Origin of the sequence: Microbulbifer pacificus (assembly GCF_002959965.1) — a bacterium.
In the GTDB taxonomy this organism is placed as follows: Bacteria; Pseudomonadota; Gammaproteobacteria; order Pseudomonadales; family Cellvibrionaceae; genus Microbulbifer; species Microbulbifer pacificus_A.
Genome location: NZ_PREV01000026.1, coordinates 1,033,099 through 1,059,886 on the forward strand (window position 1 = coordinate 1,033,099; position 26,788 = coordinate 1,059,886).

At 48.2% G+C, this 26,788-nt stretch carries 10 protein-coding genes and 4 pseudogenes; 7 read left to right on the forward strand and 7 right to left on the reverse strand.

Annotation, left to right across the window (positions count from 1 at the left end; translation table 11 throughout):
• Positions 1 to 312: 312 nt before the first annotated feature.
• Positions 313 to 7,281, reverse strand: a complete 6,969-nt coding sequence (locus C3938_RS04800; protein WP_158681565.1) for an Ig-like domain-containing protein — start codon at positions 7,279 to 7,281, stop codon at positions 313 to 315.
• A 1,145-nt stretch (positions 7,282 to 8,426) separates the two neighbouring features.
• A complete protein-coding gene (locus C3938_RS04805) occupies positions 8,427 to 9,065 on the reverse strand; it encodes a response regulator transcription factor (protein WP_105102074.1) in 639 nt (212 codons plus the stop codon).
• Positions 9,066 to 9,588: 523 nt separating this feature from the next.
• Here C3938_RS04805 and C3938_RS04810 point away from each other — a divergent pair.
• The 6 genes and pseudogenes from C3938_RS04810 (at position 9,589) to C3938_RS04830 (ending at position 17,177) form a co-directional block, all read left to right on the forward strand.
• Complete coding sequence (locus C3938_RS04810) at positions 9,589 to 12,519, forward strand: response regulator (RefSeq protein WP_418903570.1); 2,931 nt, start codon at positions 9,589 to 9,591, stop codon at positions 12,517 to 12,519.
• Between the two features lie 643 nt (positions 12,520 to 13,162).
• On the forward strand, positions 13,163 to 14,014 hold the full coding sequence (locus tag C3938_RS04815) for a formylglycine-generating enzyme family protein (protein ID WP_105102076.1): 852 nt from the start codon (positions 13,163 to 13,165) through the stop codon (positions 14,012 to 14,014).
• A 158-nt stretch (positions 14,015 to 14,172) separates the two neighbouring features.
• Positions 14,173 to 14,563: pseudogene (locus C3938_RS18045) on the forward strand (integrase core domain-containing protein); the annotation flags it as partial.
• An 827-nt stretch (positions 14,564 to 15,390) separates the two neighbouring features.
• A pseudogene (locus C3938_RS18370) lies at positions 15,391 to 15,529 on the forward strand (IS256 family transposase); the annotation flags it as partial.
• A 698-nt stretch (positions 15,530 to 16,227) separates the two neighbouring features.
• Complete coding sequence (locus C3938_RS04825; protein ID WP_105102077.1) at positions 16,228 to 16,446, forward strand: DUF6500 family protein; 219 nt, start codon at positions 16,228 to 16,230, stop codon at positions 16,444 to 16,446.
• Positions 16,447 to 16,589: 143 nt separating this feature from the next.
• Positions 16,590 to 17,177: a hypothetical protein gene (locus tag C3938_RS04830; protein WP_105102078.1), complete on the forward strand. Its 588-nt coding sequence runs from the start codon at positions 16,590 to 16,592 to the stop codon at positions 17,175 to 17,177.
• A gap of 683 nt (positions 17,178 to 17,860) precedes the next feature.
• Here the strand turns inward: C3938_RS04830 and C3938_RS04835 are convergent.
• Together C3938_RS04835 and C3938_RS18180 are read right to left on the reverse strand one after the other, a co-directional pair.
• Positions 17,861 to 18,820 (reverse strand): ricin-type beta-trefoil lectin domain protein, encoded by a 960-nt coding sequence (locus C3938_RS04835; RefSeq protein ID WP_158681566.1) that lies wholly within the window; start codon positions 18,818 to 18,820, stop codon positions 17,861 to 17,863.
• A 96-nt stretch (positions 18,821 to 18,916) separates the two neighbouring features.
• Positions 18,917 to 19,568 (reverse strand): annotated as a pseudogene (locus C3938_RS18180) (transposase); the annotation flags it as partial.
• A 1,678-nt stretch (positions 19,569 to 21,246) separates the two neighbouring features.
• Between C3938_RS18180 and C3938_RS17760 the strand changes: the two are divergent.
• Positions 21,247 to 22,509 carry a calcium-binding protein gene (locus tag C3938_RS17760; RefSeq protein ID WP_158681567.1) on the forward strand — a complete coding sequence of 421 codons (1,263 nt, stop codon included), beginning with the start codon at positions 21,247 to 21,249 and terminating at the stop codon, positions 22,507 to 22,509.
• A 232-nt stretch (positions 22,510 to 22,741) separates the two neighbouring features.
• On the opposite strand, the pseudogene C3938_RS18185 reads toward C3938_RS17760, so the two are convergent.
• From C3938_RS18185 to C3938_RS04855, 3 genes and pseudogenes are all read right to left on the reverse strand, one after another.
• Positions 22,742 to 23,224, reverse strand: a pseudogene (locus C3938_RS18185) (integrase core domain-containing protein); the annotation flags it as partial.
• 344 nt (positions 23,225 to 23,568) lie between these two features.
• The gene (locus C3938_RS04850; RefSeq protein WP_199775488.1) at positions 23,569 to 24,591 is read right to left on the reverse strand and encodes a PPC domain-containing protein; all 1,023 of its coding nucleotides are present in this window, start codon (positions 24,589 to 24,591) and stop codon (positions 23,569 to 23,571) included.
• Between the two features lie 699 nt (positions 24,592 to 25,290).
• On the reverse strand, positions 25,291 to 25,770 hold the full coding sequence (locus tag C3938_RS04855; RefSeq protein WP_105102083.1) for an META domain-containing protein: 480 nt from the start codon (positions 25,768 to 25,770) through the stop codon (positions 25,291 to 25,293).
• Positions 25,771 to 26,788 lie beyond the last annotated feature (1,018 nt).

A 26,788-nucleotide genomic window follows, 5' to 3' on the forward strand; every position in this document is an offset into this window, starting at 1 on the left:
GTCGATCATCACATATGCGACTACTCTTCGCAGGATCAGTGTTTTGCCCTCGGCTCCCCTGGATACGAGGATATGAAAACATCTACTAGAAAGCCCATCGCAGACTTTGCCTTAGCATTATTTAATTATTCCAAACAGGCGACTTCAGGAGATTTCTTAAAATAAGTATTTGTAAATTTGGGGTATCCGTATTCGAAAAAAAAGCCCACGGAACCGAAGCTCACGTGGGCTTTGTAGGCAACCTAAAATCTACCTTGACCCTTCCGCAATACCGCCCACACAGGCAAGCATGAAAGCGTCGAAGATGTGATTCTAGAAGTAGCTATTTAAAACAATCTCCTGTTGATCCTGTTGCGCAGTACCCTCCCCACCAGAGGGCGGATGAGAGCCCTTTTCTGAAGCAGAAGATATAACTGGATCATGGTTTTCAAGTACGACCTCAATGTCTTTCTGAATCAGCAGCGTTGCATCCTCTCCATCATGATGGAATATATTATAGGTAATGCCATCTTTATCCAGCGTCTCCAAGGCTTGCTCCCAATTGCCAGTATCAGAGCCATCAACAAGAAGATCATTCAACACGACCTTATCACCAATCTCTCCGTGAATAGTTAGCTCAGCACTTCCGTCGTCATCCGAAGGCAGACCCATCGACAGCAAGTCACCCAGCGAGAGCTCCAGAGCATCACTGCCGCCCCCACTCAAATCCATCGGCTGCATCTGGGCATCATCACTCAGTTCCGCCTTGATCATCTCCAGATCGATTACATCCTCACGCTCGATCAGCCCAGACAGCGCCACAGGCTCCGCCGCAGACTGCGGGTTGGTTGCGTCCGAATCAACGAATAGGCTCGTTGTCGTGACTACCGAAGAGCTGGGAACCCAACTAAACGTATCTCTGAGCATAATCCAGCTCATATCATTTATACCACCACTAGCCACACCTTCGTCACCATTCTCGAAGCGGATGCTACTAAAACTTTCACCATTCGGAGCATCAAAAGTAAACACCCGGCTATTATCCTTTCCGTCCGCGCGTGGTGCCTGCGGTATTAGTTCCCGAGCCACCACCTGCCCATTCTCGTTCAAGAAAACTGCATAGGTGCTAGTACTGTCCAAAGCATAATATTCAAAGGAAACCCGCGTAGCAGGTCCCGACAGCGTAAAGATTGACACGCCCATCTGACCGCCTGCCCCTCGATCACCGTCTCCATTCGCGTCCGTATCGTGCATCCACATTTCATCTATCGCGCCAATCGGCACATAAATATCACCAGAATACGTAACCTGACTGATGTCGCCACTGCCGGGATTGCCCGGAGCTGCGGTATCAACCACGATGGTCCAGTCGTCGGAACGTGGGCTGCTGTTACCCGCAGGGTCAACAAATTCAATGCTGAATTTGTGCTGGCCATCCGCCAGTGCCTGAGGTGGTGTGAAGCTCCACTTGCCATCCTGCCCCACCACTGCTTCACCCAGTTTTTGGCCGTCGTCGTAGATGATGACGGTGTTGCCCGCTTCACCGGTACCAATCAGTTCCGGTTGCGTGTCGTCGGTGGATTCACCGTCCAGAACACTGCCTGTCTTGCTGCCCACATCGTCGTGAATGTCGGTCAGACCATAGGTGTTGCCAGGCAGCGGGTCGGGATTGCCGTCCGGACCGGGGTTGCCGTTTTCATCGGTTTTGTCTTCACCGCTGACTTCCGGTTTGTCCGGGCCTGTCAGGTCAATCACAACCGCGGTAGACAGACTGCGGCCACTTTCGTTACCCGCCTTGTCACGCACCATGTAGTCGATATCAAAGCTGGCATCGCTCGACAGTTCCGCTGCGGGAACCGTGATACGGGCCTCCTGGACGTTCACATCCGCGGCCGTGACGGTGTACTCGATTTCAGTACCATTCCAGTCCAGAACAATGACGTCGCCTTCCGCCATGCCGTCGTAGCCAGGGATACGCACCACGGTGCCGTCCGCGGCTTCGGCTTTGTTGATCACACCATCGTTGTCCATTTCGTCGACGATTGGGGCTGCGAGGTTTTCGTTCACTGGTGTGGTTGAGTCATCGATACCACCACCAGGATTGCCCGGAGCTGCGGTATCAACCACGATGGTCCAGTCATCGGAACGTGGACTGCGGTTACCCGCAGGGTCAACAAATTCAATGCTGAATTTGTGCTCGCCATCCGCCAGTGCCTGAGGTGGTGTGAAGCTCCACTTGCCATCCTGTCCCACCACTGCTTCACCCAGTTTTTGGCCGTCGTCGTAGATGATGACGGTGTTGCCCGCTTCACCGGTACCAATCAGTTCCGGTTGCGTGTCGTCGGTGGATTCGCCGTCCAGAACACTGCCTGTCTTGCTACCCACATCGTCGTGAATGTCGGTCAGACCATAGGTGTTGCCAGGCAGCGGGTCGGGATTGCCGTCCGGACCGGGGTTGCCGTTTTCATCGGTTTTGTCTTCACCGCTGACTTCCGGTTTGTCCGGGGCAGTGGTGTCAACCACGATGGTCCAGTCGTCGGAACGTGGACTGCTGTTACCCGCAGGGTCAACAAATTCAATGCTGAATTTGTGCTCGCCATCCGCCAGTGCCTGAGGTGGTGTGAAGCTCCACTTGCCATCCTGCCCCACCACGGCTTCACCCAGTTTTTGGCCGTCGTCGTAGATGATGACGGTGTTGCCCGCTTCACCGGTACCAATCAGTTCCGGTTGCGTGTCGTCGGTGGATTCACCGTCCAGAACACTGCCTGTCTTGCTGCCCACATCGTCGTGAATGTCGGTCAGACCATAGGTGTTGCCAGGCAGCGGGTCGGGATTGCCGTCCGGACCGGGGTTGCCGTTTTCATCGGTTTTGTCTTCACCGCTGACTTCCGGTTTGTCCGGGCCTGTCAGGTCAATCACAACCGCGGTAGACAGACTGCGGCCACTTTCGTTACCCGCCTTGTCACGCACCATGTAGTCGATATCAAAGCTGGCATCGCTCGACAGTTCCGCTGCGGGAACCGTGATACGGGCCTCCTGGACGTTCACATCCGCGGCCGTGACGGTGTACTCGATTTCAGTACCATTCCAGTCCAGAACAATGACGTCGCCTTCCGCCATGCCGTCGTAGCCAGGGATACGCACCACGGTGCCGTCCGCGGCTTCGGCTTTGTTGATCACACCATCGTTGTCCATTTCGTCGACGATTGGGGCTGCGAGGTTTTCGTTCACTGGTGTGGTTGAGTCATCGATACCACCACCAGGATTGCCCGGAGCTGCGGTATCAACCACGATGGTCCAGTCATCGGAACGTGGACTGCGGTTACCCGCAGGGTCAACAAATTCAATGCTGAATTTGTGCTCGCCATCCGCCAGTGCCTGAGGTGGTGTGAAGCTCCACTTGCCATCCTGTCCCACCACTGCTTCACCCAGTTTTTGGCCGTCGTCGTAGATGATGACGGTGTTGCCCGCTTCACCGGTACCAATCAGTTCCGGTTGCGTGTCGTCGGTGGATTCGCCGTCCAGAACACTGCCTGTCTTGCTACCCACATCGTCGTGAATGTCGGTCAGACCATAGGTGTTGCCAGGCAGCGGGTCGGGATTGCCGTCCGGACCGGGGTTGCCGTTTTCATCGGTTTTGTCTTCACCGCTGACTTCCGGTTTGTCCGGGGCAGTGGTGTCAACCACGATGGTCCAGTCGTCGGAACGTGGACTGCTGTTACCCGCAGGGTCAACAAATTCAATGCTGAATTTGTGCTCGCCATCCGCCAGTGCCTGAGGTGGTGTGAAGCTCCACTTGCCATCCTGCCCCACCACGGCTTCACCCAGTTTTTGGCCGTCGTCGTAGATGATGACGGTGTTGCCCGCTTCACCGGTACCAATCAGTTCCGGTTGCGTGTCGTCGGTGGATTCACCGTCCAGAACACTGCCTGTCTTGCTGCCCACATCGTCGTGAATGTCGGTCAGACCATAGGTGTTGCCAGGCAGCGGGTCGGGATTGCCGTCCGGACCGGGGTTGCCGTTTTCATCGGTTTTGTCTTCACCGCTGACTTCCGGTTTGTCCGGGCCTGTCAGGTCAATCACAACCGCGGTAGACAGACTGCGGCCACTTTCGTTACCCGCCTTGTCACGCACCATGTAGTCGATATCAAAGCTGGCATCGCTCGACAGTTCCGCTGCGGGAACCGTGATACGGGCCTCCTGGACGTTCACATCCGCGGCCGTGACGGTGTACTCGATTTCAGTACCATTCCAGTCCAGAACAATGACGTCGCCTTCCGCCATGCCGTCGTAGCCAGGGATACGCACCACGGTGCCGTCCGCGGCTTCGGCTTTGTTGATCACACCATCGTTGTCCATTTCGTCGACGATTGGGGCTGCGAGGTTTTCGTTCACTGGTGTGGTTGAGTCATCGATACCACCACCAGGATTGCCCGGAGCTGCGGTATCAACCACGATGGTCCAGTCATCGGAACGTGGACTGCGGTTACCCGCAGGGTCAACAAATTCAATGCTGAATTTGTGCTCGCCATCCGCCAGTGCCTGAGGTGGTGTGAAGCTCCACTTGCCATCCTGTCCCACCACTGCTTCACCCAGTTTTTGGCCGTCGTCGTAGATGATGACGGTGTTGCCCGCTTCACCGGTACCAATCAGTTCCGGTTGCGTGTCGTCGGTGGATTCGCCGTCCAGAACACTGCCTGTCTTGCTACCCACATCGTCGTGAATGTCGGTCAGACCATAGGTGTTGCCAGGCAGCGGGTCGGGATTGCCGTCCGGACCGGGGTTGCCGTTTTCATCGGTTTTGTCTTCACCGCTGACTTCCGGTTTGTCCGGGGCAGTGGTGTCAACCACGATGGTCCAGTCGTCGGAACGTGGACTGCTGTTACCCGCAGGGTCAACAAATTCAATGCTGAATTTGTGCTCGCCATCCGCCAGTGCCTGAGGTGGTGTGAAGCTCCACTTGCCATCCTGCCCCACCACGGCTTCACCCAGTTTTTGGCCGTTGTCGTAGATGATGACGGTGTTGCCCGCTTCACCGGTACCAATCAGTTCCGGTTGTGTGTCGTCGGTGGATTCGCCGTCCAGAACACTGCCTGTCTTGCTGCCCACATCGTCGTGAATGTCGGTCAGACCATAGGTGTTGCCAGGCAGCGGGTCGGGATTGCCGTCCGGACCGGGGTTGCCGTTTTCATCGGTTTTGTCTTCACCGCTGACTTCCGGTTTGTCCGGGCCTGTCAGGTCAATCACAACCGCGGTAGACAGACTGCGGCCACTTTCGTTACCCGCCTTGTCACGCACCATGTAGTCGATATCAAAGCTGGCATCGCTCGACAGTTCCGCTGCGGGAACCGTGATACGGGCCTCCTGGACGTTCACATCCGCGGCCGTGACGGTGTACTCGATTTCAGTACCATTCCAGTCCAGAACAATGACGTCGCCTTCCGCCATGCCGTCGTAGCCAGGGATACGCACCACGGTGCCGTCCGCGGCTTCGGCTTTGTTGATCACACCATCGTTGTCCATTTCGTCGACGATTGGGGCTGCGAGGTTTTCGTTCACTGGTGTGGTTGAGTCATCGATACCACCACCAGGATTGCCCGGAGCTGCGGTATCAACCACGATGGTCCAGTCGTCGGAACGTGGGCTGGTGTTGCCCGCCGGATCGACGAACTCAATGCTGAACGCATGATCGCCATCCGTCAGAGGCTGATCCGGAGTAAATGTCCACTCGCCATTTTCATCCACTACCACGCGCCCAATTTCCTGGTCGTTGTCGTAGATGATGACGGTGTTGCCCGCTTCACCGGTACCAATCAGTTCCGGCTGCGCGTCGTCAGTGGGCTCGCCATCCAGAACACTGCCTGTCTTGCTGCCCACATCGTCGCGAATGTCGGTCAAACCGTAGGTGTTGTCGGGCAGCGGGTCAGGATTACCGTCCGGACCGGGGTTGCCGTTTTCATCGGTTTTGTCTTCACCGCTGACTTCCGGTTTGTCCGGGGCAGTGGTGTCAACCACGATGGTCCAGTCGTCGGAACGCTCGCTGGTATTACCATCCGGGTCAACAAATTCAAGGCTGAAGTCGTGCTCACCTTCGCTTAGCGGCTGGTCTGGAGTAAACGTCCACTCGCCATTTTCATCCACCACCACGCGGCCAATTTCCTGGTCATTGTCATAGATAATGACGGTGTTGCCCGCTTCACCGGTACCAATCAGTTCCGGTTGCGTGTCGTCGGTGGATTCACCCTCCAGAACACTGCCTGTCTTGCTGCCCACATCGTCGTGAATGTCGGTCAAACCGTAGGTGTTGTCGGGCAGCGGGTCGGGATTGCCGTCCGGACCGGGGTTGCCGTTTTCATCGGTTTTGTCTTCACCGCTGACTTCCGGTTTGTCCGGGGCAGTGGTGTCAACCACGATGGTCCAGTCGTCGGAACGCTCGCTGGTATTACCATCCGGGTCAACAAATTCAAGGCTGAAGTCGTGCTCACCTTCGCTCAGCGGCTGGTCCGGCGTAAACGTCCACTCGCCATTTTCATCCACCACCACGCGGCCAATTTCCTGGTCATTGTCGTAGATGATAACAGTATCACCCGGCTCACCAGTACCAATCAGCTCGGGTTGACTATCGTCAGTAGCCCGTCCATTTAGAATGCTACCCTGAACATCCCCCACATCATCGAGAATATCAACAAGTCCGTGCGTACCTTCCGGGAGCGGATCCGGTTGACCATCCGGACCCAGGTTACCGCTTCCATCAGTCTTGTCTTCACCGCTGACTTCCGGCTTAGCAGGAGGCAAAGTATCTCCCGGCGACTGTCCAGCATCGCCATCCTTGCCCTTGCTGCTAGAGCTGCCACCGCGCGACAATGCAGCCAGCGCACCAAGTGCACCGATCCCCAAGAGAGCTGGAATAAACAGCGCCCCGAAGTCATCATCACTGCCAACCAACCGGCAAGAGCTATCACTTGCGTCCAGCACCAGCTCGGAGGATTCACCATCCATCAAAAATGGGGCTTCATCACCCTCTTCGCCACTCGCCGCAGCGTATTCATATAGATTACCGTCAGCCGTCATCCCAATGAGTTGACCACCAACTTTATAAAAGTCCTGGATAACTAAATGTGGCTTTACAGAAGAGTCACAACCAAAGGTAACATGCAGATCATCGCCCACTCGCTTGACGATGATATTGTTTGGACCAAGCCCAGCATCACCCTCGGTCAAACGGTAATACGCCCCCTGCACCGCCTGAATTTGCACCGGCGGCTTACCTGCAGAAACATTAATTTCATGCGTTTCAGACACAGAACCGTCTTTGACTACAACGATTCTGTTAGACAAACCTGAACTACTCACAATGACCTAACCTCAATTACTTCACACAAAATTTTCTGATTTGCTTAGATCCGCCACCCACAACACATAGAGAGGGGAGGAAAACCTATAGCGCTGCCGCCAGTGTCTACTTTTCACACAGGCATCAACATAGGAAAACTCCCAATGTGAGAGCCCCCATAACCCGAGCAGGCCCATTGCCCCATACCTAAGTAGCCATACCCCCAAAGACCCCAAGGCCGAAGCAGCACGGTAAAAACCACAGAATCAACCTACCGAAGAGTAAGTACTGAGAAATTACGAGGAAATATGTTCGCCGAAGAGGCTGATGAAGAATAAGCACTATTCGTAGCAGCTGCAGATACGACCACAACAGGCAACCCGCCGACTTATCAGGCCGCAAGATAGAGAAACCACTAACTCAGGGAAAGGCGGGAACTGAAATAACAGACATGAAAATGCGACACCACCTTAATTCAACCAAATCAAGTTAAACTCCAACCAAGGGCACCGATCAACCGCATAACCCCGCTTCTTATCGCGCCAACAATTATGAGCCCCAGTAATCGACTCGACTCACCAATCCAATGCACTTCCCTGGCCTTTCACCAATATCAACTGACGCATACCTCCACGCACAGAATCATCGAGAAATTCATCTCGAGTCACTGTCATATAAACCTTACAGGGTTCTCACTACTGCCGACCTTATATTCCGAGCAGCTGCTCCCAAGCCCGGCCAAGTCAAACTTTCTTACAATATAAAGGTCCGGCCGCCCCAAACCGGATACAACGCGTACAAATCTTAAAGTTTTTCATTATAGACTGCAGGATCTAGTGGGTAAGAAGATGCCCCAACATTGATGCCTTAGCCGGAAGTACTGAAGGAAAAATTTCGTAAGCGACAAAATTACACGGACTGAACCCACCTATATCTTATAGACACTCCAAAATTTACCGTTTCAGGCTTTCGACCGCCAGCATCCAAACCTTCTCAAAATGCGCCGCATGGTTACACAGAAATAGCACTTAAGGTACCAGCCAGAAAGCGGGCGCGAGAAATAAATCATCAACTCGTAAAAATACCCCAAAAGGCTAATAGTTCTTCAACGTTATCAGAGACCAAGCACTTTTACAGCATCGATCAATTCCGCGATAGTGCGAACTTTCAGCTTTTTCATAAGCCTGGTTTTATACGTACTAATCGTTTTTTCACTCAAAATCATCCTCTTCGCAATCTCTTTATTGGTAGCTCCCTTCGCAAGTTGCGTTGCAACCATTACCTCCCTATTAGAAAGAGAGCTCACAACACCAGAGAAATCCCCTACCGGCACTCCACTTAACGGTCGATTACTCGACGAAGGAAAATAAGATACGCCGGAACAAACTGATAAAACAGCGGATTCCAACTCTTTTAAACTCTGACTTTTTGAAACATACCCTGCTGCACCCGCGCAAGCACAGCGTATAGAAAAATAGCTAGATTCCTGCGCACTAAATACAATTATTTTAGTCGACGGGTCACGCCTAATCATTCGGGATATTACTTCCATGCCATCAAGGTTTGGCATCAACAAATCCATGATGACCAGCCCCGGGCTACACTCCCGATGGAACCTAAGCGAAGTAAGACCATCAGAGGCTTGAAGCACATCCCCAACGCCAAATGCTTCCAACAAGATTGCAACACCTGCTCTAATAACAGGGTGATCATCTGCAACTAAAGCACTTTTAGGAGCAATATCACTAGGCATCGACTCAATCACCTTTCACTTGCAAAGCATGGGCGATTCACTATCGCACGACATCCAAGCCCCCCCCATAGGAATCTCCCTATTCCCACCTACGCCCAGCCACAAAATAGGAAAATACCTACATACACGTTGAGGACCCTTGAATACGGTATAAGTTGTCTTAAAAATAGAACGGGATCGTTATATTAACATGCTTCAGAGAACGAGGATTCAGCCAAGATCATCTCTTGGCAATACCCCCCTATTAGTAGTAATGGCTCTAATATTAGTATTAGTGGCCAATCTAGTGTTGACTCGAGCATCTTATGCGAATGAACCCACCCACAAGCATATAGATTCGAGCAGCGATGCAATCGGTGAAACCAAAAAGCTTCGAGTCGGAATTCCTGCAATAAACTGGCCCCCACTCCAAATCACACACGGGGTAGACAGTTACACTGGCGCAAGTATTGATATAGTAGAAATATTCGCAGGCCAGCTAGGGAGAAAAGCTGAGTTTTTCCTCATACAAAACGATGAGGATATGAAAAAAAAGCTCGATTCAGGCGAAATTGACCTAGCCGTTCGCATACAGAATAGTGAAGAAGCAGTAAACAAAGTAGAAGGCTACATCTATGCTGCTGTAAGTCCAGCTTTCTTGGCGAGGCACGAATTTCGCAATCTCAGCGAATTAAAAAAAGTAGCCTTTCTAAAGGGGCAATACACTAAATTTCAACTTGAAAGGCTATACCCACACATTGATTTTATTGAGGTATCATCGCTGATGCGAGGGTTTTACTGGGTTAAATCAGGCGCACTGGATGCCCTCCTAAGTGATGAAACATATTCAAAATACACTATAAAACAAACCCGTTGGAAAGATGGTCGCTTACTGCAAGCCGAAAAGCTGCCGATCAAAAGACTACGCCTATTAACTAAAGATAGTCGTCTGGAATCTGAGATTGAAAGAATTTCCCAGTCAGAACGTTACATCTCTGACGCTAATACCGTACTCGCGCGCTGGAATATATATAACAGCAGAATAAATCTCAGCAATGAGGAACATCAATGGATTCTTAACAATCCTATCGTGAGGGTAGGGGCCCCCAGAAGCATAGCACCGTACGGGCAAATTTCTAAGCAGGGTGAGTATGAGGGCATAGACAACGACATTTTAAATATTGTACGCCGAGAAACAGGATTAGAATTTGAGTACGTAGAGGAGAGCGACTGGGGTAAAGGCATAGAAAAACTAAAGCTAGGAAAAATAGATCTATTAGGCGCCTCAATCCCTCACAAAAGAGACAGCGATATTATTTTTGGAATTCCCTATAGCTTGGGAATACCAGTAATTTTAGCAAAGAGTGGTTCGCCACTCAAAGACAGCGCATCTAGCCTTCGCAATCCCAGAATAGCCACAAGCAAAACGATATCAGAGCTAGTGCATGAAGACCTGCCTAATGCGCAATTTGTCTACAGCAAAAACTGGGAGAAGGGATTCGAACTACTTATCAGGAATCAGGTTGACGCACTGGTAATGCTTGAGCCCTCAGCAAACTACTACTTGAACTCATCAAAGGATAACGACATTCAGATTGTTGGTGCCGTTGGCGCCACTCCGGTTCACGTCTCATTCTCGACCACAAAAAATAAACGCATTCTTCTATCAATACTAGACAAAGTAATTTCAAACTTATCAGAATTTGAACTAGAACGCTTGGCATTCGCCTGGGAACCGCAAACCACCGAAGATCGTATATCTCGGAGGACATTTATAATAGTTCAAGCCATTGCCGCAGTATCTATAGCACTATTAGCAGCATCCTTCTTTTGGTTGAGATATCTAAATTCGCAAATTGAACGAAGAAAAGCCGCCGAAAAGAAACTAGAGTTTCAAATAGAACGCGAAGAGTCTGCAAACAAGAAAAAAAGCATTTTTTTGGCGACAATGAGCCACGAGATACGCACACGTGTTAGTGCAATCACAGGAATAATTGAACTTCTGTTAAATAGGGCGAGCACCACATCCGGTGATTACAATATGCTTTCCATTGCCCATGCATCATCAACAGATCTTGTCGATCTAATAGGAGATGTGATCGATATCAACAAGATTGATCAGAAAAAATTATCACTAAATGAAAGTCCGCATAGAATCGAAGACATTTTAAACCCCGTACTGAACTCTTTTGCAGTTAGTGCAGCCTCCAAATCGCTGAAGTATGAGGTACACAAATCACAACTACAAATAGAGAACTTTCTTGTCGACAGCGTTAGATTGAAACAGATATTATCAAATATACTAAGCAATTCAGTTAAATATACAAACAGCGGCAGCATAGATATTTACATAGACTACCATTCCATAGAGACCCCGAAGAATGTCCTCGAACTATCAATAATAGTCGAAGACACAGGGGTCGGAATACCGCATGAATTTTTGGGTTCTGAATCTTCTATTCTAGATAGCTCTTACTCAATGGCTCCAAATAGTTCCGGCTTAGGATTGGCTATCACAAATGAGCTATGTAAATTGATGAAAGGCCGGCTACACATCGAACGAATAGGTAAAAATGGTGGAACGCGAGCAAAAATTGACATACCACTAACTCCGTATATAAACGAGCATCCAGAAGAGAAATTTACACGATGCAAATTTAGAAACTCCCTCCCGAACAAAAGACAAGATGAGCTTTCTATACTCATCGTTGACGACCATCCTACAAATAGAATGATTTTGAGGGAACAGCTTTCCACACTTGGACACTCCGTTAGTGCAGCAAACTCCGGCGCCGAAGCAGTCCAAAATTGGGTACGGGGCAAGTTTGATCTGGTCATTACTGACTGCAACATGCCAAGTGGTGACGGCTATTTTCTTGCAGCACAGATGAGAGAGATCGAAGATCTATTGGGGCTTAACAACTGTCATATCATCGGATACACCGCCAATGCACTCAGCGATGAAGAGGGCCGTTGCCTTTCTAGCGGAATGAATCAAGTAATATTCAAACCAATCTCAATTGACGACCTTAATTCCTCAATTACTGTATCGCGGTTAACGAAGTACCCTATTCAGGCTATCGAAGATTCTGCGAACGCTGCACATATCGATCTTCAATTTGACGCATTCATGAAAAACGAAAAATTAGCGGAAATTTTTGGTCAATTAATAGAAACAAATGCCGCTGATATAAATGCTATCATACTGGAAGCCTCCAGCGGCAAATTACCTATGGTGCAAACACCTTCACTTTTACACAGAATTCGTGGCCCAGCCCAAATATTTGGCAATACCCCACTCGTTAACGCGTGTTTAGACTTTCAAAAAGTATGTGAAAATCGCCACTCGAAACATCACGAATTGCAAAAATCGATTGCAAGGCTATTAGTTGAAATAACTGCAATGGAGCTAAATTTAAAGTTAACGTTGCCGCCAGCAAGTAGTTCTCAACATAACGAAATCAGCAGCTTTTAGAATGAGCATCATTACCGTCAATTATATACATTTCAGCTAGAGACCCAGACTAGAAAATCATAAACTAAATCTGACCTAACTGAAAACTGCCTAAATTATTGGCGCTGTTAGGTCAGAAATTTTACGGCATCATCGCCACTACTTGAACTTGACTTTTTTAAACTATAGTTCTCAATGTAAGCACTCAACAAATCCGACCCAAGTCTGAAAGCCCTTCTGGTCACTACGCTCATAGGAAAACTCCCATTTATCCGTAAATGCTGGAGATTTTTCCGCAAACTATTCACCATAGAATCGAGGGCTGAGCACAGATTCAATTAGATTCTGCCTTTCTGTATCAACGAAAGAAGGGTGCTTGCACTAGTTTTACTACGAATACTCAGCAATATTTTATGATTTCGTCTTCGATTTTCCATCAAAATTTCAACCATGATAAGTCCACTTGAAAAGCGGGACCTTGTTAGCACATTGAAACCAGATGCTTCTATTTAAAGAAATAACTCACGATACGTAAATATACAAGCTGCAGAGCTTTCATAATTTCGATATCGATTTCTATTTGACCGACTCTAATCCCCCACAGTATAGGCTTTGAAAGTAGCAGCTGCTGATCAATCTATAAGTTAGCTTCCGGTATGTTTTTATGGTGAGTAGATTCGCATTCTTCTTTTTAACATTAACTGCTGTATTTGCAGGTCAGACATACATCTCTGGGCCATTTATACCAGAAGGAATGGCATATATACCCTCAGGAATTACTAAAATTGGAGAGGACTTTGATAGCGGGCCAAGGGTACATGTTCGGGAGTTTCTATTAGATTCACATCCGGTAACAGTGGGCGATTTCAAGAAATTTGCAAGCGCTACAGGTTATGCCACCCTTGCCGAAGTACGCGGCGGTGCAATGGTTTACGAAGATGAAACCGACACCTGGAAGTTTGTCGAGAATGCAAATTGGTTATGGCCTAGAGGGCCTGATAGGGAACGCGCCATAAGCAGCCACCCAGTTACACAGGTATCATGGTTCGATGCTGAAAAATATGCATCATGGGCTGGAAAGCGCTTACCTACAGAGTTTGAGTGGGAACACGCAGCTAGGAATGGAGAAAACTCTAGAAAGAAGTATTCATGGGGTGATAATTTCTTAGGATACTTCGGTAATTATCGAGGAAATACACGGCATCGAAAATATTTAGATAGTGGTAGGGGCGATGGATACCATTACACTTCACCGGTAGATGCCTTTACAGCGACCTCCCGTGGATTACTAGATATGACCGGCAACGTTCTCGAATGGACCGCAAGCAACTGCACTCCAGGACGAAGCTATGGCGGGTTAGACTGTAACAGGAATTCAGAAATTCGGAAAATTTTAAAAGGCGGGTCGTTTCTTTGTGAAAGAGAAGAATGCCGAATAGCGAAAAGCCACTCATTCCCTCCAGAATCTGTCTATTTTCATGTTGGATTTAGACTTGCTAAGGATATTGATCAATAAATTCATATTAGTTAGCTACATTTACTTCGCTTCACTATAATCCCCCCCGAAAATTAATCGAGGCTTTGAGTAGAGACTTCTACAATGATCGCCTAAGGAACGAATAATAAGATCTTGGCGACTCTGAATCTAACGCAGCCCCACAAACGGTGGGCGTTCGGGCACAGGATCAGATCATTGAATGGCGTGGTAGCCCGGCCGCCCTTCGCTGTAATAATGGACCAGAGTACATCTCTCAGGCACTGGTAGAGTGGCAAACGAAAAGCGAATAACACTGATCTACATCCAGCCCGGGAAGCTAACTCAGAACGCTTACATTAAACGATTCAACTGGACGGCTGACACGAATAGCTGATCTGCACCAATTCACCAGCGTTGCCCATGCTCAGCTATTAATTAACTACTCAGTGGCTGTGGCAATACAATAATGGGCGGCAGAATTCAGCTATCAGTGGAGTGTCTCCAGCCCAACTGTTGCAGATGGCTAACTCTCTACCCATAGGAGCGGTTAAAAATGGGGGGATTACACTCATTACGTCACTGAGATAGCCCTACTGCTAGCCGCAGATCGATCGAAACTTAACAGCACTTGACTTAAAGTGCAGATTCTTATCTACCCAACGCAGGGAACCGCTCTCAGTTCGCTCAATTTTCAAGCTAACTGAAGATTTACCAAGGGGAACAAGATTAATTGAGCCGCCACCATCGAGGTATTGTTCAATTTTTTTACTAATTTCCTGTTGCGCTTTAATACAACGTGAAAGTCTCGCCTCACCGATACACATTTTGCTTCTGAACCTCCATATATCATAGATTTTTATTTCATTAAATTTAGAGCTGTACTATGTAACAAAAGTGTTTGCTCTACTGCCTAACTTTCTCGATATAAGCTCCGTTACCTACCAGAAAAGGGATGAAATACAACTACTAGCTGATTTAAAATTCACTCACTACCTCACTCTATGGCAGCATGCTAGTTACCAATCAATAAGTCATGTTAATGTTGAACATATAGTTCGAGTACATATGTATTCGAAATTTAGACTTCGGCGAATTATATAATTGAAATACCCATTTAAAAGTAGAGGAGCAAAGATTGGGAATTTTCCCAATCTTTCGCACACAACCTTTAAGCGACGATTGGCTAGCTATAGACGAATCCGGAGTTTAAGGGGGGAGAGAAAGCGACGCATCAGGTTGATTTTCTATCGCCAAACAATAATGAAGCCAGCCGAGAGTACTTCGCTATCGATAAGAACACCGTTGTTGATATTTATAGGTCGATAGGAGGCCGCCGACCGATCTGTCGTAAAAGGTGATCAGGGCTGCGCTATCCAAGCTCTATGGATGGATTTGAAGGGTGTCGCCTGTAAGACGGACCGTGCTCAGTCGTTCGCGATGGCTACCTTCTGGAACGCGATATACACGCCGAGATTGGCCCAATCAAAGGTTCGAAGCAAGGCAGGACAGACAGTAACCCTCCGCTCAGCCCTGGTACCGCCGTATGTACGCAAGGCCTGTTCACGGAAGCCTCGCTACCGTAGCAATACCTGAAAGGCATTTAACCGGCTAGATGGAAGAGCCCGTCGTTTTTGGCCCAGAAGCAAAAGGCGCGTCAGCCAGATATCTGGCAGGTAGAGACTCGGGTGGATAAAGAGATGACCTTCGACACCTTTATCAAGACGTACGAGGACAAATTTCCATACATTGCTGCTGTAGAGATCAGACTCACCTGATCTGCTATTTCCAATTATCACGCGGCGAACGTATTATCCAAGCATCGTGTCATAGCGGATATTGACTAGGGCATTTCCACAAGTCATCTGCCGGCCTATCTGCTAAACGCTAATATTGGGCGATTCAACTTAACGGCGAGACGCAAGCGGCTTAATCTGCACGAGTTTAGCGGCATGGTTGTTTGCTGGAAAACTCAGGTGACAACTACCCTGACATATAAGCACCTTTCCCAGACCAATCTCGGTTCGCATATCGCACTCTGGCAGGTGGCGACTGCGGACGACTAAAGCGAGGTCATCGTCCCGACAACGGATCCTAAACCCGGTCAGCAATCCAGTAGCTACCTATCGACCTGGAAACTCAACAACGGTATTCTTATCCATAGTGGCGTACTCTCGGTAGGCTTTATTGTTTGGCGACAACAAATCAACCAGATACACTAATTTCTTTCAAACACCTAATCAAGGAGTAGTGATTTGCGAGTAGAACTTAGAGAAAAGATTATCGAAGTATGTGATCAGAAAATCGAGAAAAAAGGCGCGAGCGTGAGCTTATCCTTTTATGCATTCTTTAAGAGCAAAAACGATCAGCCTGAAGATCTTATGGAGACCGCCCGGTGGTGGATTGAAACTCACAAACTAGACCACTTCGAAAAAGCCAACAAGATTAAAGCTATGATTAAAGCTGGCGTATAGATAGCAACCGCGGAATTAATACCGCAATGAACGTTCTCGCACAGCGATATCAACTACGTGCACCCCATACATCCTGGCGGCGATGATGCCAAGCCAAAAACTGACCTGCCCCCTAAAAGAAGCCGTTATATTTAGGAGTTCAAATGAAAAAAATTTACACTATATTCTTAGTGGTACTTTTTGTATCGGCATGCATCTCATCTCAGAAAGTTTCTGATAACTTGACGCAAGGAGGCCCCCCTCGTGTCCAACCTGAAAAAAAGAAGGAAAGCATATTTTTTGAAACCTACAAAACGGATACAGAAAAATCATTCAAGGTAGAAGTAGAAGGAATTTCTGGTAGTTTGATGATGACAGTGAAAAGTCGGGGGTTCAATTTTAATGAAACCCATCGATTCGAGGGGATAGATCCTATCGAAAGCATATTTCAGAACGATTTGGATCGCGACGGCTTTCAGGAAATTTACATCACTACCCGATCAGAATCGTCCGCGGCAAGCTCTATGATTTATGGTGTGGCATCGAATAAAGATCGATCGACAAGCCGGATTTTTCTAGCTGAACTTGCCCGGGGGGAAGTTATGGGTGAAGGCTTTATCGGGAACAATAGATTTAATTTGGAGAATGGAGTTTTGATTGAAACGTATGGCCAACCTGATAACGAAAAACGTATTAAATACTCGCTTGTTAAGAGGGAGGCGGGATTCACACTAATTCCAATGGAAATATAGCATTGGGTTTTAGACTTTCGATTGAATCTCAAATATACGAAATCACTGACTTCACTGGCAACATTTATTTTTTAAGGCTGTGGATCAATATATGTCACTCATGAGAGCTCCTGTAGTGCAGAGCACACCCAAGATCTTACTAAGGGTTGAGCGGGTTTCAGAGCAGACCCAACAAATGCAAGGCATCCCCCTCGGTACGTACGGCACCGATTAATATGGCAGCTATGACCCACATGAGCCGGACATTGGAAATGTAGCTACTCACCTTGAGCGGCGAATCTTGCGGCAATCAAAAATGTCGCGAATTCAAAGAAACGTATCTATATCAAAGTTCCGGGCTGAGAGAGATTACTGTTATGTGACAAAAGCGACTAGTTTTGTTAATTCTTACGTAAAGAACGATATCGTGGCGCAACGCTCGATGACGACATAGAACGAAATACGGAAGCCCCCTACCGGCGGGACCGAAGGAAAAATCTCCGGTCTAATTTGCATTACCATAACCCCCCTTATATTCAATACCTCTTAGCACTGGACAGATTAAATTGCCAAGATGGCAGCATCCGGTCTGGTACGAATTGATATGACTCTTACGTGACAATGAAGCCCCGAATCTATTCAGCTTTCCCCACCCGTCTTGCGTTAGCACTTAGGGCGGGTTGGTTCACACTGAAGAGGTTTACCTATAGCTGTAACAATCCCCAAGACTGGTTATTCCCTCCGTGGCAAGCCCAAGAGCCTACTAAGCCAATACTATAGGCATCAAGACACTTCCCCGACGCGTGGTTTACTAAGGGCATACCATTGCTGAGCTGGCCCGAAGGAATGTGCCACAACTGACGTGCATCGCTTCGGTCACAGGGAACGGCTTCCGTTGCGTCAAGCGTCGACCCGGCCGCACCGTTCAGATTGGAAAGACAAAGCATATCTTTACCCTGATAAACGGTGATAAACATTTCATCTGTAGATCCTCGGAGCGTCCACATCTGGTTATCGCCACCATAGCATCTATAGTGAACCAAAGCGCTCCCAGGATTTTTTGATTCACGCCCCACATCAAGGCAATTTACGTATTCCAAGTTGACAAGGCTAACCTCCCGCCCCAGCACATCGATGTCAGGTAAGGTATGGATATACCAGTTTGAGCCAAATCGACTTTTAAAGGAAAGGTTAAACGGGTTACAGTTCTCCACCATCTCAAGCCCCCCCTCCTCAGATGTACTCATACATAGCTTTAGATCGTCTGTCGCGATCTCACCGGTCGATTCTACTCGCCATTTGGGGGCACTCTCACAAGACGTCGTAAATATACGCATAGGCTTTACACGTAGATAATCCAAGCATAGCTCTTCAGAGTCGCTATAGACCGCTATTCGAGAACTATTGAAGCTCAGATCTTTTAACCGAAATTTCTGATTACTTCCATTGTGGCATGGCCACATACCAATGCTCGCACCCGATTGTTTTGACTCCGCATGAACATCAACACATTGGCCTCTGGCCGGGCCGTGCTCCTTAGCCAATGCATTATTAACTAGGCGAGTCCACCCATAATATCCTTCTGTATCTACCTTGGCTGATACGAGTTGCGAATGAAACAGACTAATCATGATTAGACTTATAAATGAAACGAGCTTTTTCACAATTATTTTTCCTATCTTATAGGTAAATTTGTCCACCATTAAAATGAAGCAATGATGATTACTGGGATACAGCAATCGTTCTTGATAGTGTGATACTTATTCATGAAAAGAAACTGACAACCAATCAATAGGTAAATTCTTACAAGAAAGAGAGTGCTCAAAACTCTGTATCAGCCAACTAGTCCATAGGCTGATGTGTTTTTTCAAGCGCTCAGAGGCTTTGAGGATACCGGCGTACAAGAGCTTGAGTAAGCCGTTCTCGCTGGCGAAGCTGCCCTTAGCTTTGGTCAACTTGCAGAAGTGCCGGTGAACCGCCTCTACGGCATTGCTGGTGTATATCGAGATACGCACATGTAATCCGGGAATTTAAAGTAGGATGGCCGCGGCTCCCATTCACTGCGGCAAGGCTTGATCACCACCGGATACTTATCGCCCCACTTGCCCTCTGGTTCGTCCAGAGCGCCCTCTTCGGCATTCAGCATAGCCGATTTGTACACGCAGTTGAGATCAGCCATTGATACCCTCGATATTCAAGGCCAGAAGAGTGTAAATGGCCATGCTGACATGGCGGCCATTTCTTTCATTTTATAGTGGATGGGATCAAGCCAGACAATCGGGTAGATTCCCTTGCACACCATGCCTTCAGCTCCGGCAGCAGCTTGCCTGTGAGCGCGCTAATGGTGCCGTTTGGATGCTCCATGTCATACATGCCAGCGACGTGGGCACGAATGTCCCGGTAACTGTTGCCAGAGCGAACGAGGCGCAACCACGCACTCCAGCTCATCGGCAAGATGCGCTTGGCCCTATTTGACGGTCTGCGGCTAGAAAATGCCGGCCCGAAAATACACTCGAAGTTTCCCGCCGGGCTTTTCAGTGCACCATCACGCATTCCTTCCCGCTCTTTACGACTCTCAAGATCTCGCCATCTATGGCATGAAGTACATTCAAATCTTCCTTTGTCACAAATGAAGAAGAAAGGAAGTCCTTATGTAGATATCGGAATTTTCCTGCACAGCGGCAACCTTCTCCTGCGCTACATTGAAATAGGCCCTTCTTTACATGAAGATCCAAAATAAATCTGATAATTAAATTATATGAAAGAACAAAGTACTACTAGTAATGAGTCAGCCACGAGTACTCCGTCACTCGGCCACCGAAGGTTAGTCTTTGGAGTTGGTTCGGTTGCCGGTTCCGCAATAGGAGGAATGACGATAACGGTACAGGTATCGGCGATCTACTTAGATCCATCAACAAATTTCTCGCGGCTTTATATCAACTTGCCTCCTGATGCGTCGCTTTTATACCTGGTGAGGCAAGCTATGAAGCTTTAGCGCGCCATAATAATCACCAATTTTCGGGTGTACGCCCAAAAGCAATTTTACTGCCGGCGACGACCAATGATGTTAAAGCTGCTGTGCATTGGGGCCGCTCCATCGTTATAAACCCGAAGAAGGGATAACTATGTCGAATAGTTGAAATGTAATGGTCATATCTCGGCGACGTCGCGCTTCAAGAGTATTTCAATTGCCTCTAGTTTGAACGGATTGAAGACTGAAAGTTCCGCCATAAACCCGAATGTAGCGACAGTCAAACTCGGATCTGGCATTACAGTTGACGATGTACATCTACCCCTTGAATCGCAGGAATTAATTATTCCAACATGACGATGCCGAACAGCCAGAATTGCCGGCCTCGTACTGGATGGGGGATAGGACTTGCAGATACAACTTTAGGGTTACCATGTGATCGACTTGTATCAACGATTTTGTACTTTCAGATGGATGCACAGTTAGAGCAAGCAACGACAGCGAAATGAATCTATTTTTGAGGCGCAGGTAGTAATTTCGGTGTTCATACCGACTTTAATTTCACCGTGACCGAGTAGAGATATGGATTACGATCTATCAATTTTCCTGGCTTTGGATACGATCCTTGAGGCAATGGCAGAGCTCCAGCATATTTGTGAGGCATACCAATTAAGGTCGTAGACTTAATATTTCAATTCGCATGGGTACTGCCGGCACGGACAAAACTCAAGCCAAGGCTAGCATTACTAGCACTTTGATCATGTGCAGTTTTTTGTGACTACAGATGAATTTTCAAACATATTCGAGGAGGTATTGAGCAAGAGAAGCGAAATAATAGAAGAATCGTAACCGCGACAATACTGAGGAAATTCCAGAGGCAGAAATGAGCAAAAGATTCTGGAAGAAATATTTCGCGAGCAATTTACAGCGGCATTAGTCGTGCTGAAATTAAACCAGCCTATGCCCAAGAATTTTTTTGCATCCGCAAAGTATTGACCCTACTGGTTAACATGACCCCGGATTACCTTGGATTCCAATGGTACCCCACAAATCTAAGTAGACCCATTTATCGCAGCAAAAAGTTTTCCTTATATAAAGTACTCTTTCTGAGGTGAAGACATGAAATTTCTTTTCAAGCATCACACAATTTCGGCAACTCCTATTGTTCTAACTTTCCTATTAGGGGGGGCAATACCTGGGCTAAGCGCTCCTATCACGGGTACAGACGGGGATGACACTTTGATTGGAACTGATTTCGATGATGTATTTATAGGTACTCCAGGTTCTGACTACATTGATGGCGGTGCTCACACATTACTAGGTGATACGATTGACTACTCTGGTTCCAATGCCGCCATTGAATTATATTTTTCCGGAAACGGGGATGCAGTAGGTATTGGAGGGTATGCGGATAGCGATCACATTTCTAATATTGAGAAAGTTATTGGAAGTGAATTTGACGATATCATTTTTGGGGATGACCGCAATTTTTCCTTTTTCTTGCCAAGTAATATATACGAGGGAGGGGGAGGAAATGATTACATAGATGGTCGTGGCGGGAGCGACCTTATTATGGGTAATGACGGACGTGATGTATTAATTGGGGGCGACGGTAATGACACATTGATCGGGGGAAAGGGCGGTGATGCATTGGTTGGGGGAGAAGGTTTTGATACTGTAGATTATTCCGCCTCCGAGGATGGTGTAGTTTTAGCGTTAGAAGCCACAGATTCATATGGAATCGGAAGTCGCTACATGATTGATTCTCCCATTGGAGGTGTGTCAGGTGATGCTGAAGATGATTGGTTTGAATCTATCGAAAAGGTGGTCGGGTCTAGATTCAATGATGCAATCTATGGCGTGGCGGCACCTAATGGTAGCGGTACTTTAGCTTTTCTTGGGGATGGTGATGACATTTTTGATAATCACGAGTTTAGAATTTCTGCTGATGTTATTTGTGGTGGCAATGGAGACGACCACATTTGGACAGGAGATGGTCCTGATGTTATTGAGGGCGGGCCAGGAAATGAAATAATTTACGCGGAAGGAGGGAAGGATGAAATTATTGGCGGGGCCGGAGATGACTTCTTATCTGGTGGTGTCGGAGATGATTTTTTCAGTTACTACTCAACGGGATATGGAAATGATGTGATATCGGATTTCAATAGAGATGGGCACGGATCAGACACACTTTTGTTTAGCAGCAGCATTTTTAAAAATTCGACGGAGGTTTTGGAGGCTGCAAAACAAGTAGGCGGTGATGTTATAATCGTAGATCGCCATCAATCAAGCATCCGGCTTCGCGACTATCTACTTGCCTCTTTCTCTGAGAAAGACATCATCATTATTGGTGGTCAGCCCGCTAGCTCCTGCACACTATAGCTCTTTGGGTATAGAAATTCAGGTGGATGAGTTCAGACTAAATCTGAAATAATTCCTCTGAGCGCCCACCAAGTAGAACAATTCAGCTGTGGATGGGGGCCGTACGGTCGGTTGGGCCGGCGCCGAAACAGACGCACGGTAGCCGCTGTAGTCTCCCCATTTTTAACCATAGCTATGATTAGAGAGTTCACCACCTGTAGCAGTTAGGTTGAAAGCACTCCGCCTATAGCGGCTGAGCAACTAGTAGCTGAGCATGGGCAACAACTGGTGGACTCGTTTAGATCAAGCCATTCGTGTCTGGTCGTCCGCTTGAGTCGTTCAATGTACGCATTCTGATTCGGATTCCCGGGCAGGCTGTATTATCAGTGTTATTCGTTTTTGGGTTGCCCACTCCACCAGAGCAGTGCACTAGAGATATATTATCACAGCGAAGAGAGGAGTCTTTCTTCTCCATTCAATGATCTGACCCAACGCCTGCATTCCCAGTATCGAAGGCGGCGAGAGGTCGACTTCGATGCCCAGTCCGTCGCGATTGTAGTCATCGGAACGTGCTAAGCAATTTTCCGCTGGCGAGTTAGTCGCTCATGAACCCCATTGACCAGACCTGGTTCGGAGCTGTCGGCACATCCAGCTCGCCTAGATGACCTCGCTTACCCCGCCCCTTCGGCTGCGTAGAAAGATTCAGTTCCAGCGGATCGATAATAGCGTTAATTCTTATCCCACAAGCCTAGTTTCGGCCAGTTTCCTGCCTCCTGTGACGGCCTTATACCGCCAATCCGCTGTTGCTGGACGACTGCGTGGCCCGTGCGGGCCTGCAGCTACCAGGCACTCCTTTTCGACCGGGCATACCTTCCTCGTACTGGATCGCGCTCTGAGCCCCATCATGGGTGATGTGGTTAGACTGGCCGTGGCAGCTACCGTACGCCTGATCCTGCGTCGGACCGACCTGGTATCGAATCCATCCGGATTTCTGGAAGCAAGAGTGTCGACAGCAGAGGAAACTGGGAGCCTCATCCATAGTGCGTTGGGCATCCTTGCCCGCCGCAAATCAGTTAAAAGCTAGTAACCGACCTGTACCATTCTTAACTTGGTACCTGAGTACGAATTTCTACCTCGGACACTAACATACCAATGGCCTTCAGGTTTTTCGAAGTTACATTCCGCTACACTATATATCTGACCAGTTGTCGTGTGTGTGCGATGGCAGTCCGAACTATATTCGCTGGGCCATCGCCCCTGACTAACAAACAGGTCAATGTCGCCGTTACCATCCCTCCCCGAAACTTGTATCTTCAGTGCTGACAGCCCCCCCGAGAGAGCTTCAGGAGGAGGAGACAACATAAAGTGCTGCCATGAATCTTGCTCCCCCGACAAGACCTCCTCCCAGACAAACCCATTTTTGTAGTCGATCTCCATGGTTACTTTGTCGAAGTGGCTGGATGTGGACAGGGCGACATTGTAACTACGATTACCGTCATGGTCGAAATCGAAGCAAATTTCCTCTGTACCCGAGAAAGTGGAGGCGCACCGAAGTTCAGCTGTATCAGCAGAATACACGTATAAATCAGCCTCGCCGTAACTGCCTGACTCACCATAGGTGCGGATTACCACGTCCTGGGCACCCTCAGGGATCGAAATGGGCAGGGTTGTACTTTGGCCTAGTTGGCGGTGAAGCTGGCGGGGTGTAGTTGCCATCAAGCTTACCTTAGTGAAAGCTGTATATCCTCGCACCATCACATAATAGATTCCTGGCTCCGCATCACTGAAATAACAGCGTTCCTTGCTACCATTTAGCCATGGCCGACAATCGTAAGTACTGATGTTAGGGGGGGCACCACGGCGAACATATAAGTCCGCGTCACCTGTCGCTGGGCCAAAGGCATAGCTATCGGTTAGCAGGAAGTTTAGTACGGGGGCATCGCTTTCGAGTGTATAAGTAAAATGTAGCTCCTCACCTTGACTTGCAGTTAAGTCAAACTTCATTCCAAACTCATCATCACTCAAAATATTATCTGTCTGCGCCACGACCTGAAAACTGGCAAGCATGACTAGAGCGAATATCATTCTTCTAATATGTATCATTTTTCTCATCCTTAGTTAAGAGTGCCGAGGGTGTTGGGAATTATGGAAATACCTCCTTAGATGTGAATTGATTTATGAGCCATCTTAATTCTTCTTACCTTTGAAGAAGGTGTTAATTGCTGCACTGCACCACATTAATTATTTTTTGTGGCGCAGAGTAAAACTGCAATCCTCGTTCAGCCAACTAGCATACAGTCAAGCGGGACATATTCCTCACACAACAAGGAGCTAGCTAGTGTAATAATGTATTTGCCATCAATCTGACCACAGAGCCCAAATCGAAAACTAACGCTATACGCGCACTGAATACAGAGCACGCGCGTAGGAATCATCTTTAATTTAGCGCCAATCAAGACCCAGTCGACAGAGCATTGCTCGTGCGGAAACATCGCGACCCTTTCCCACAGATGATATAGAGGAAACGAAGAATGCTTCGGCATTAATGCGATGCGCCCACGGCCCACCCAGAACTATGCCAACTGACAATAGGCTCCACCCCTACACCCGCAGGCTCATGAGCAGGAAAAAAAGGCCGCGGATAGAGCGGCCAACAAGCATGGTCTGTATGGGAAAAGGCTCGGCTTCATGACATTGGGGAGACTGAAGCATGAGCGCGGAGGCACTATAAACTAAACATTTCGCGTATATCTATACATGCCTCAAAAATTAAGAAAACCCCCAGACAAAAATAAGACTTTCTCAACGAAGAAGCTCGACGTACTCGATATGGAATTCTCCAGAAGGGTCGCGCAATATCAGGTATGGCTCCCCGGCCCGGACAAAGGCTTCTGTACTGCTGGCCAATGCAAGCAAGTAATTATTTTCCTGCTCCATTAGCGCTTCTGGTCCGGCCATTTTCGTGGACGCAAAGCGGGAGCGATCCCATAGCAGTTGACCGCCATCAATGATTCGCATGGAACCACGGTATTGATTAATGCCACTGTTGCCCAGTACCTCTCCATCACGATTACAGCGAAAGGTGAAGCGACCCATTTCCTCAATACCAATGACATGACCATTGGCCGTGAGCTGATTCAATTCCCACTTCTTACCACAAACAGTATCCATTTCTCCAGCCAACAGAGTCGCGGCCGGATTCTTGACATCCACACCAACACAGCCACTGATCAAAGCCACTCCAAGAGAACAGAGCCCAGCAATATTTCTTAACTTCATCATTAAGCCCTTAACTCCTTTAAATTTTGAGATCCATCATTTCATAACGCTCCTATTTTCGAAAAGCCGTTTAGCATGAACAGGACATTCGCTGACTTTTCCATCGGAAAAATTTGTAGCTATAAACGCAAAATCAGATATCAGGCATCGCAAGGACAGCTCTAAAAAAAAGCCGCACGGTCAGAGTGCGGCAGGAAAGGAGTATTATGAAAATAGAACATTGCGGAGCATTCACAATATTATACATCTATATGATAATTAGATGGCTTGCCAATAGCACTGCCAAAGACATCCTTTCAGAATTTTCTTGCAAGCTGCGCTGTTCATGTAACAGGTGCTATGGGGCCGAGTCCGGACAAAAGAAATACGCGCATAGATACTTGGGACATACTGACAAAGTTAGATCTCTGTAATTACGTCGGTACCCACTCTTCTCATACCCAGGTTCGCAGCGAGATTCAGGCTCTTGATCACTAAGCTGTTGAGCACAAGTGGATACGGCACTATCGGAGCTACGCTGAGTCAGACGCCATTGCATGGCATCCGTGCTGGCGGTGCTGAGCATGCACTCACGGATATAATATTGGTCTGGGGCAGGAATATATCTTCCTGGCTTTGGACATCGTCCTGAAATGGATTGCGGAACAGTCCAAAAGCTTGTGGGCGGTCTGTGATAGTTCACGGCCTCCGGTAGTTGGATTTGTTGATCGGCTATCGGAGCGGCGGTGGTACCCGCGCGCTGTCTTGGCGGATAGAGCGCGACTGATACTGCCCCCCCATCTCAAGCTCGAAGCCTCGGTGATATCTTCTTCTGCGGCACCTTGATCGCGTAGAGTGGCCCCGACTTGCCGCTGTAGCTGGCGCTTTGATGTTCTGACTGGCCAAAGGCCCCGATTGAGCAGTCAGTTGATGATGGATACGCCGGGGCGGGCGTCATTGGCTAGGGTTAGATGATTCGCCAGCTCCGATTGTGAGAGACCTATCACGCTGAGATTCGCTTACACTTCAACGGTGTCGGCTT

Excerpts from the sequence above, each read along its gene's own strand:
- C3938_RS04815 (WP_105102076.1), top strand. The coding sequence starts at position 13,163 with ATGGTGAGTAGATTCGCATTCTTCTTTTTAACATTAACTGCTGTATTT.
- C3938_RS04850 (WP_199775488.1), bottom strand. The coding sequence starts at position 24,591 with ATGATACATATTAGAAGAATGATATTCGCTCTAGTCATGCTTGCCAGT.
- C3938_RS04830 (WP_105102078.1), top strand. The coding sequence starts at position 16,590 with ATGAAAAAAATTTACACTATATTCTTAGTGGTACTTTTTGTATCGGCA.
- C3938_RS04805 (WP_105102074.1), bottom strand. The coding sequence starts at position 9,065 with ATGCCTAGTGATATTGCTCCTAAAAGTGCTTTAGTTGCAGATGATCAC.
- C3938_RS04810 (WP_418903570.1), top strand. The coding sequence starts at position 9,589 with ATGAAAAAAAAGCTCGATTCAGGCGAAATTGACCTAGCCGTTCGCATA.
- C3938_RS04855 (WP_105102083.1), bottom strand. The coding sequence starts at position 25,770 with ATGATGAAGTTAAGAAATATTGCTGGGCTCTGTTCTCTTGGAGTGGCT.
- C3938_RS17760 (WP_158681567.1), top strand. The coding sequence starts at position 21,247 with ATGAAATTTCTTTTCAAGCATCACACAATTTCGGCAACTCCTATTGTT.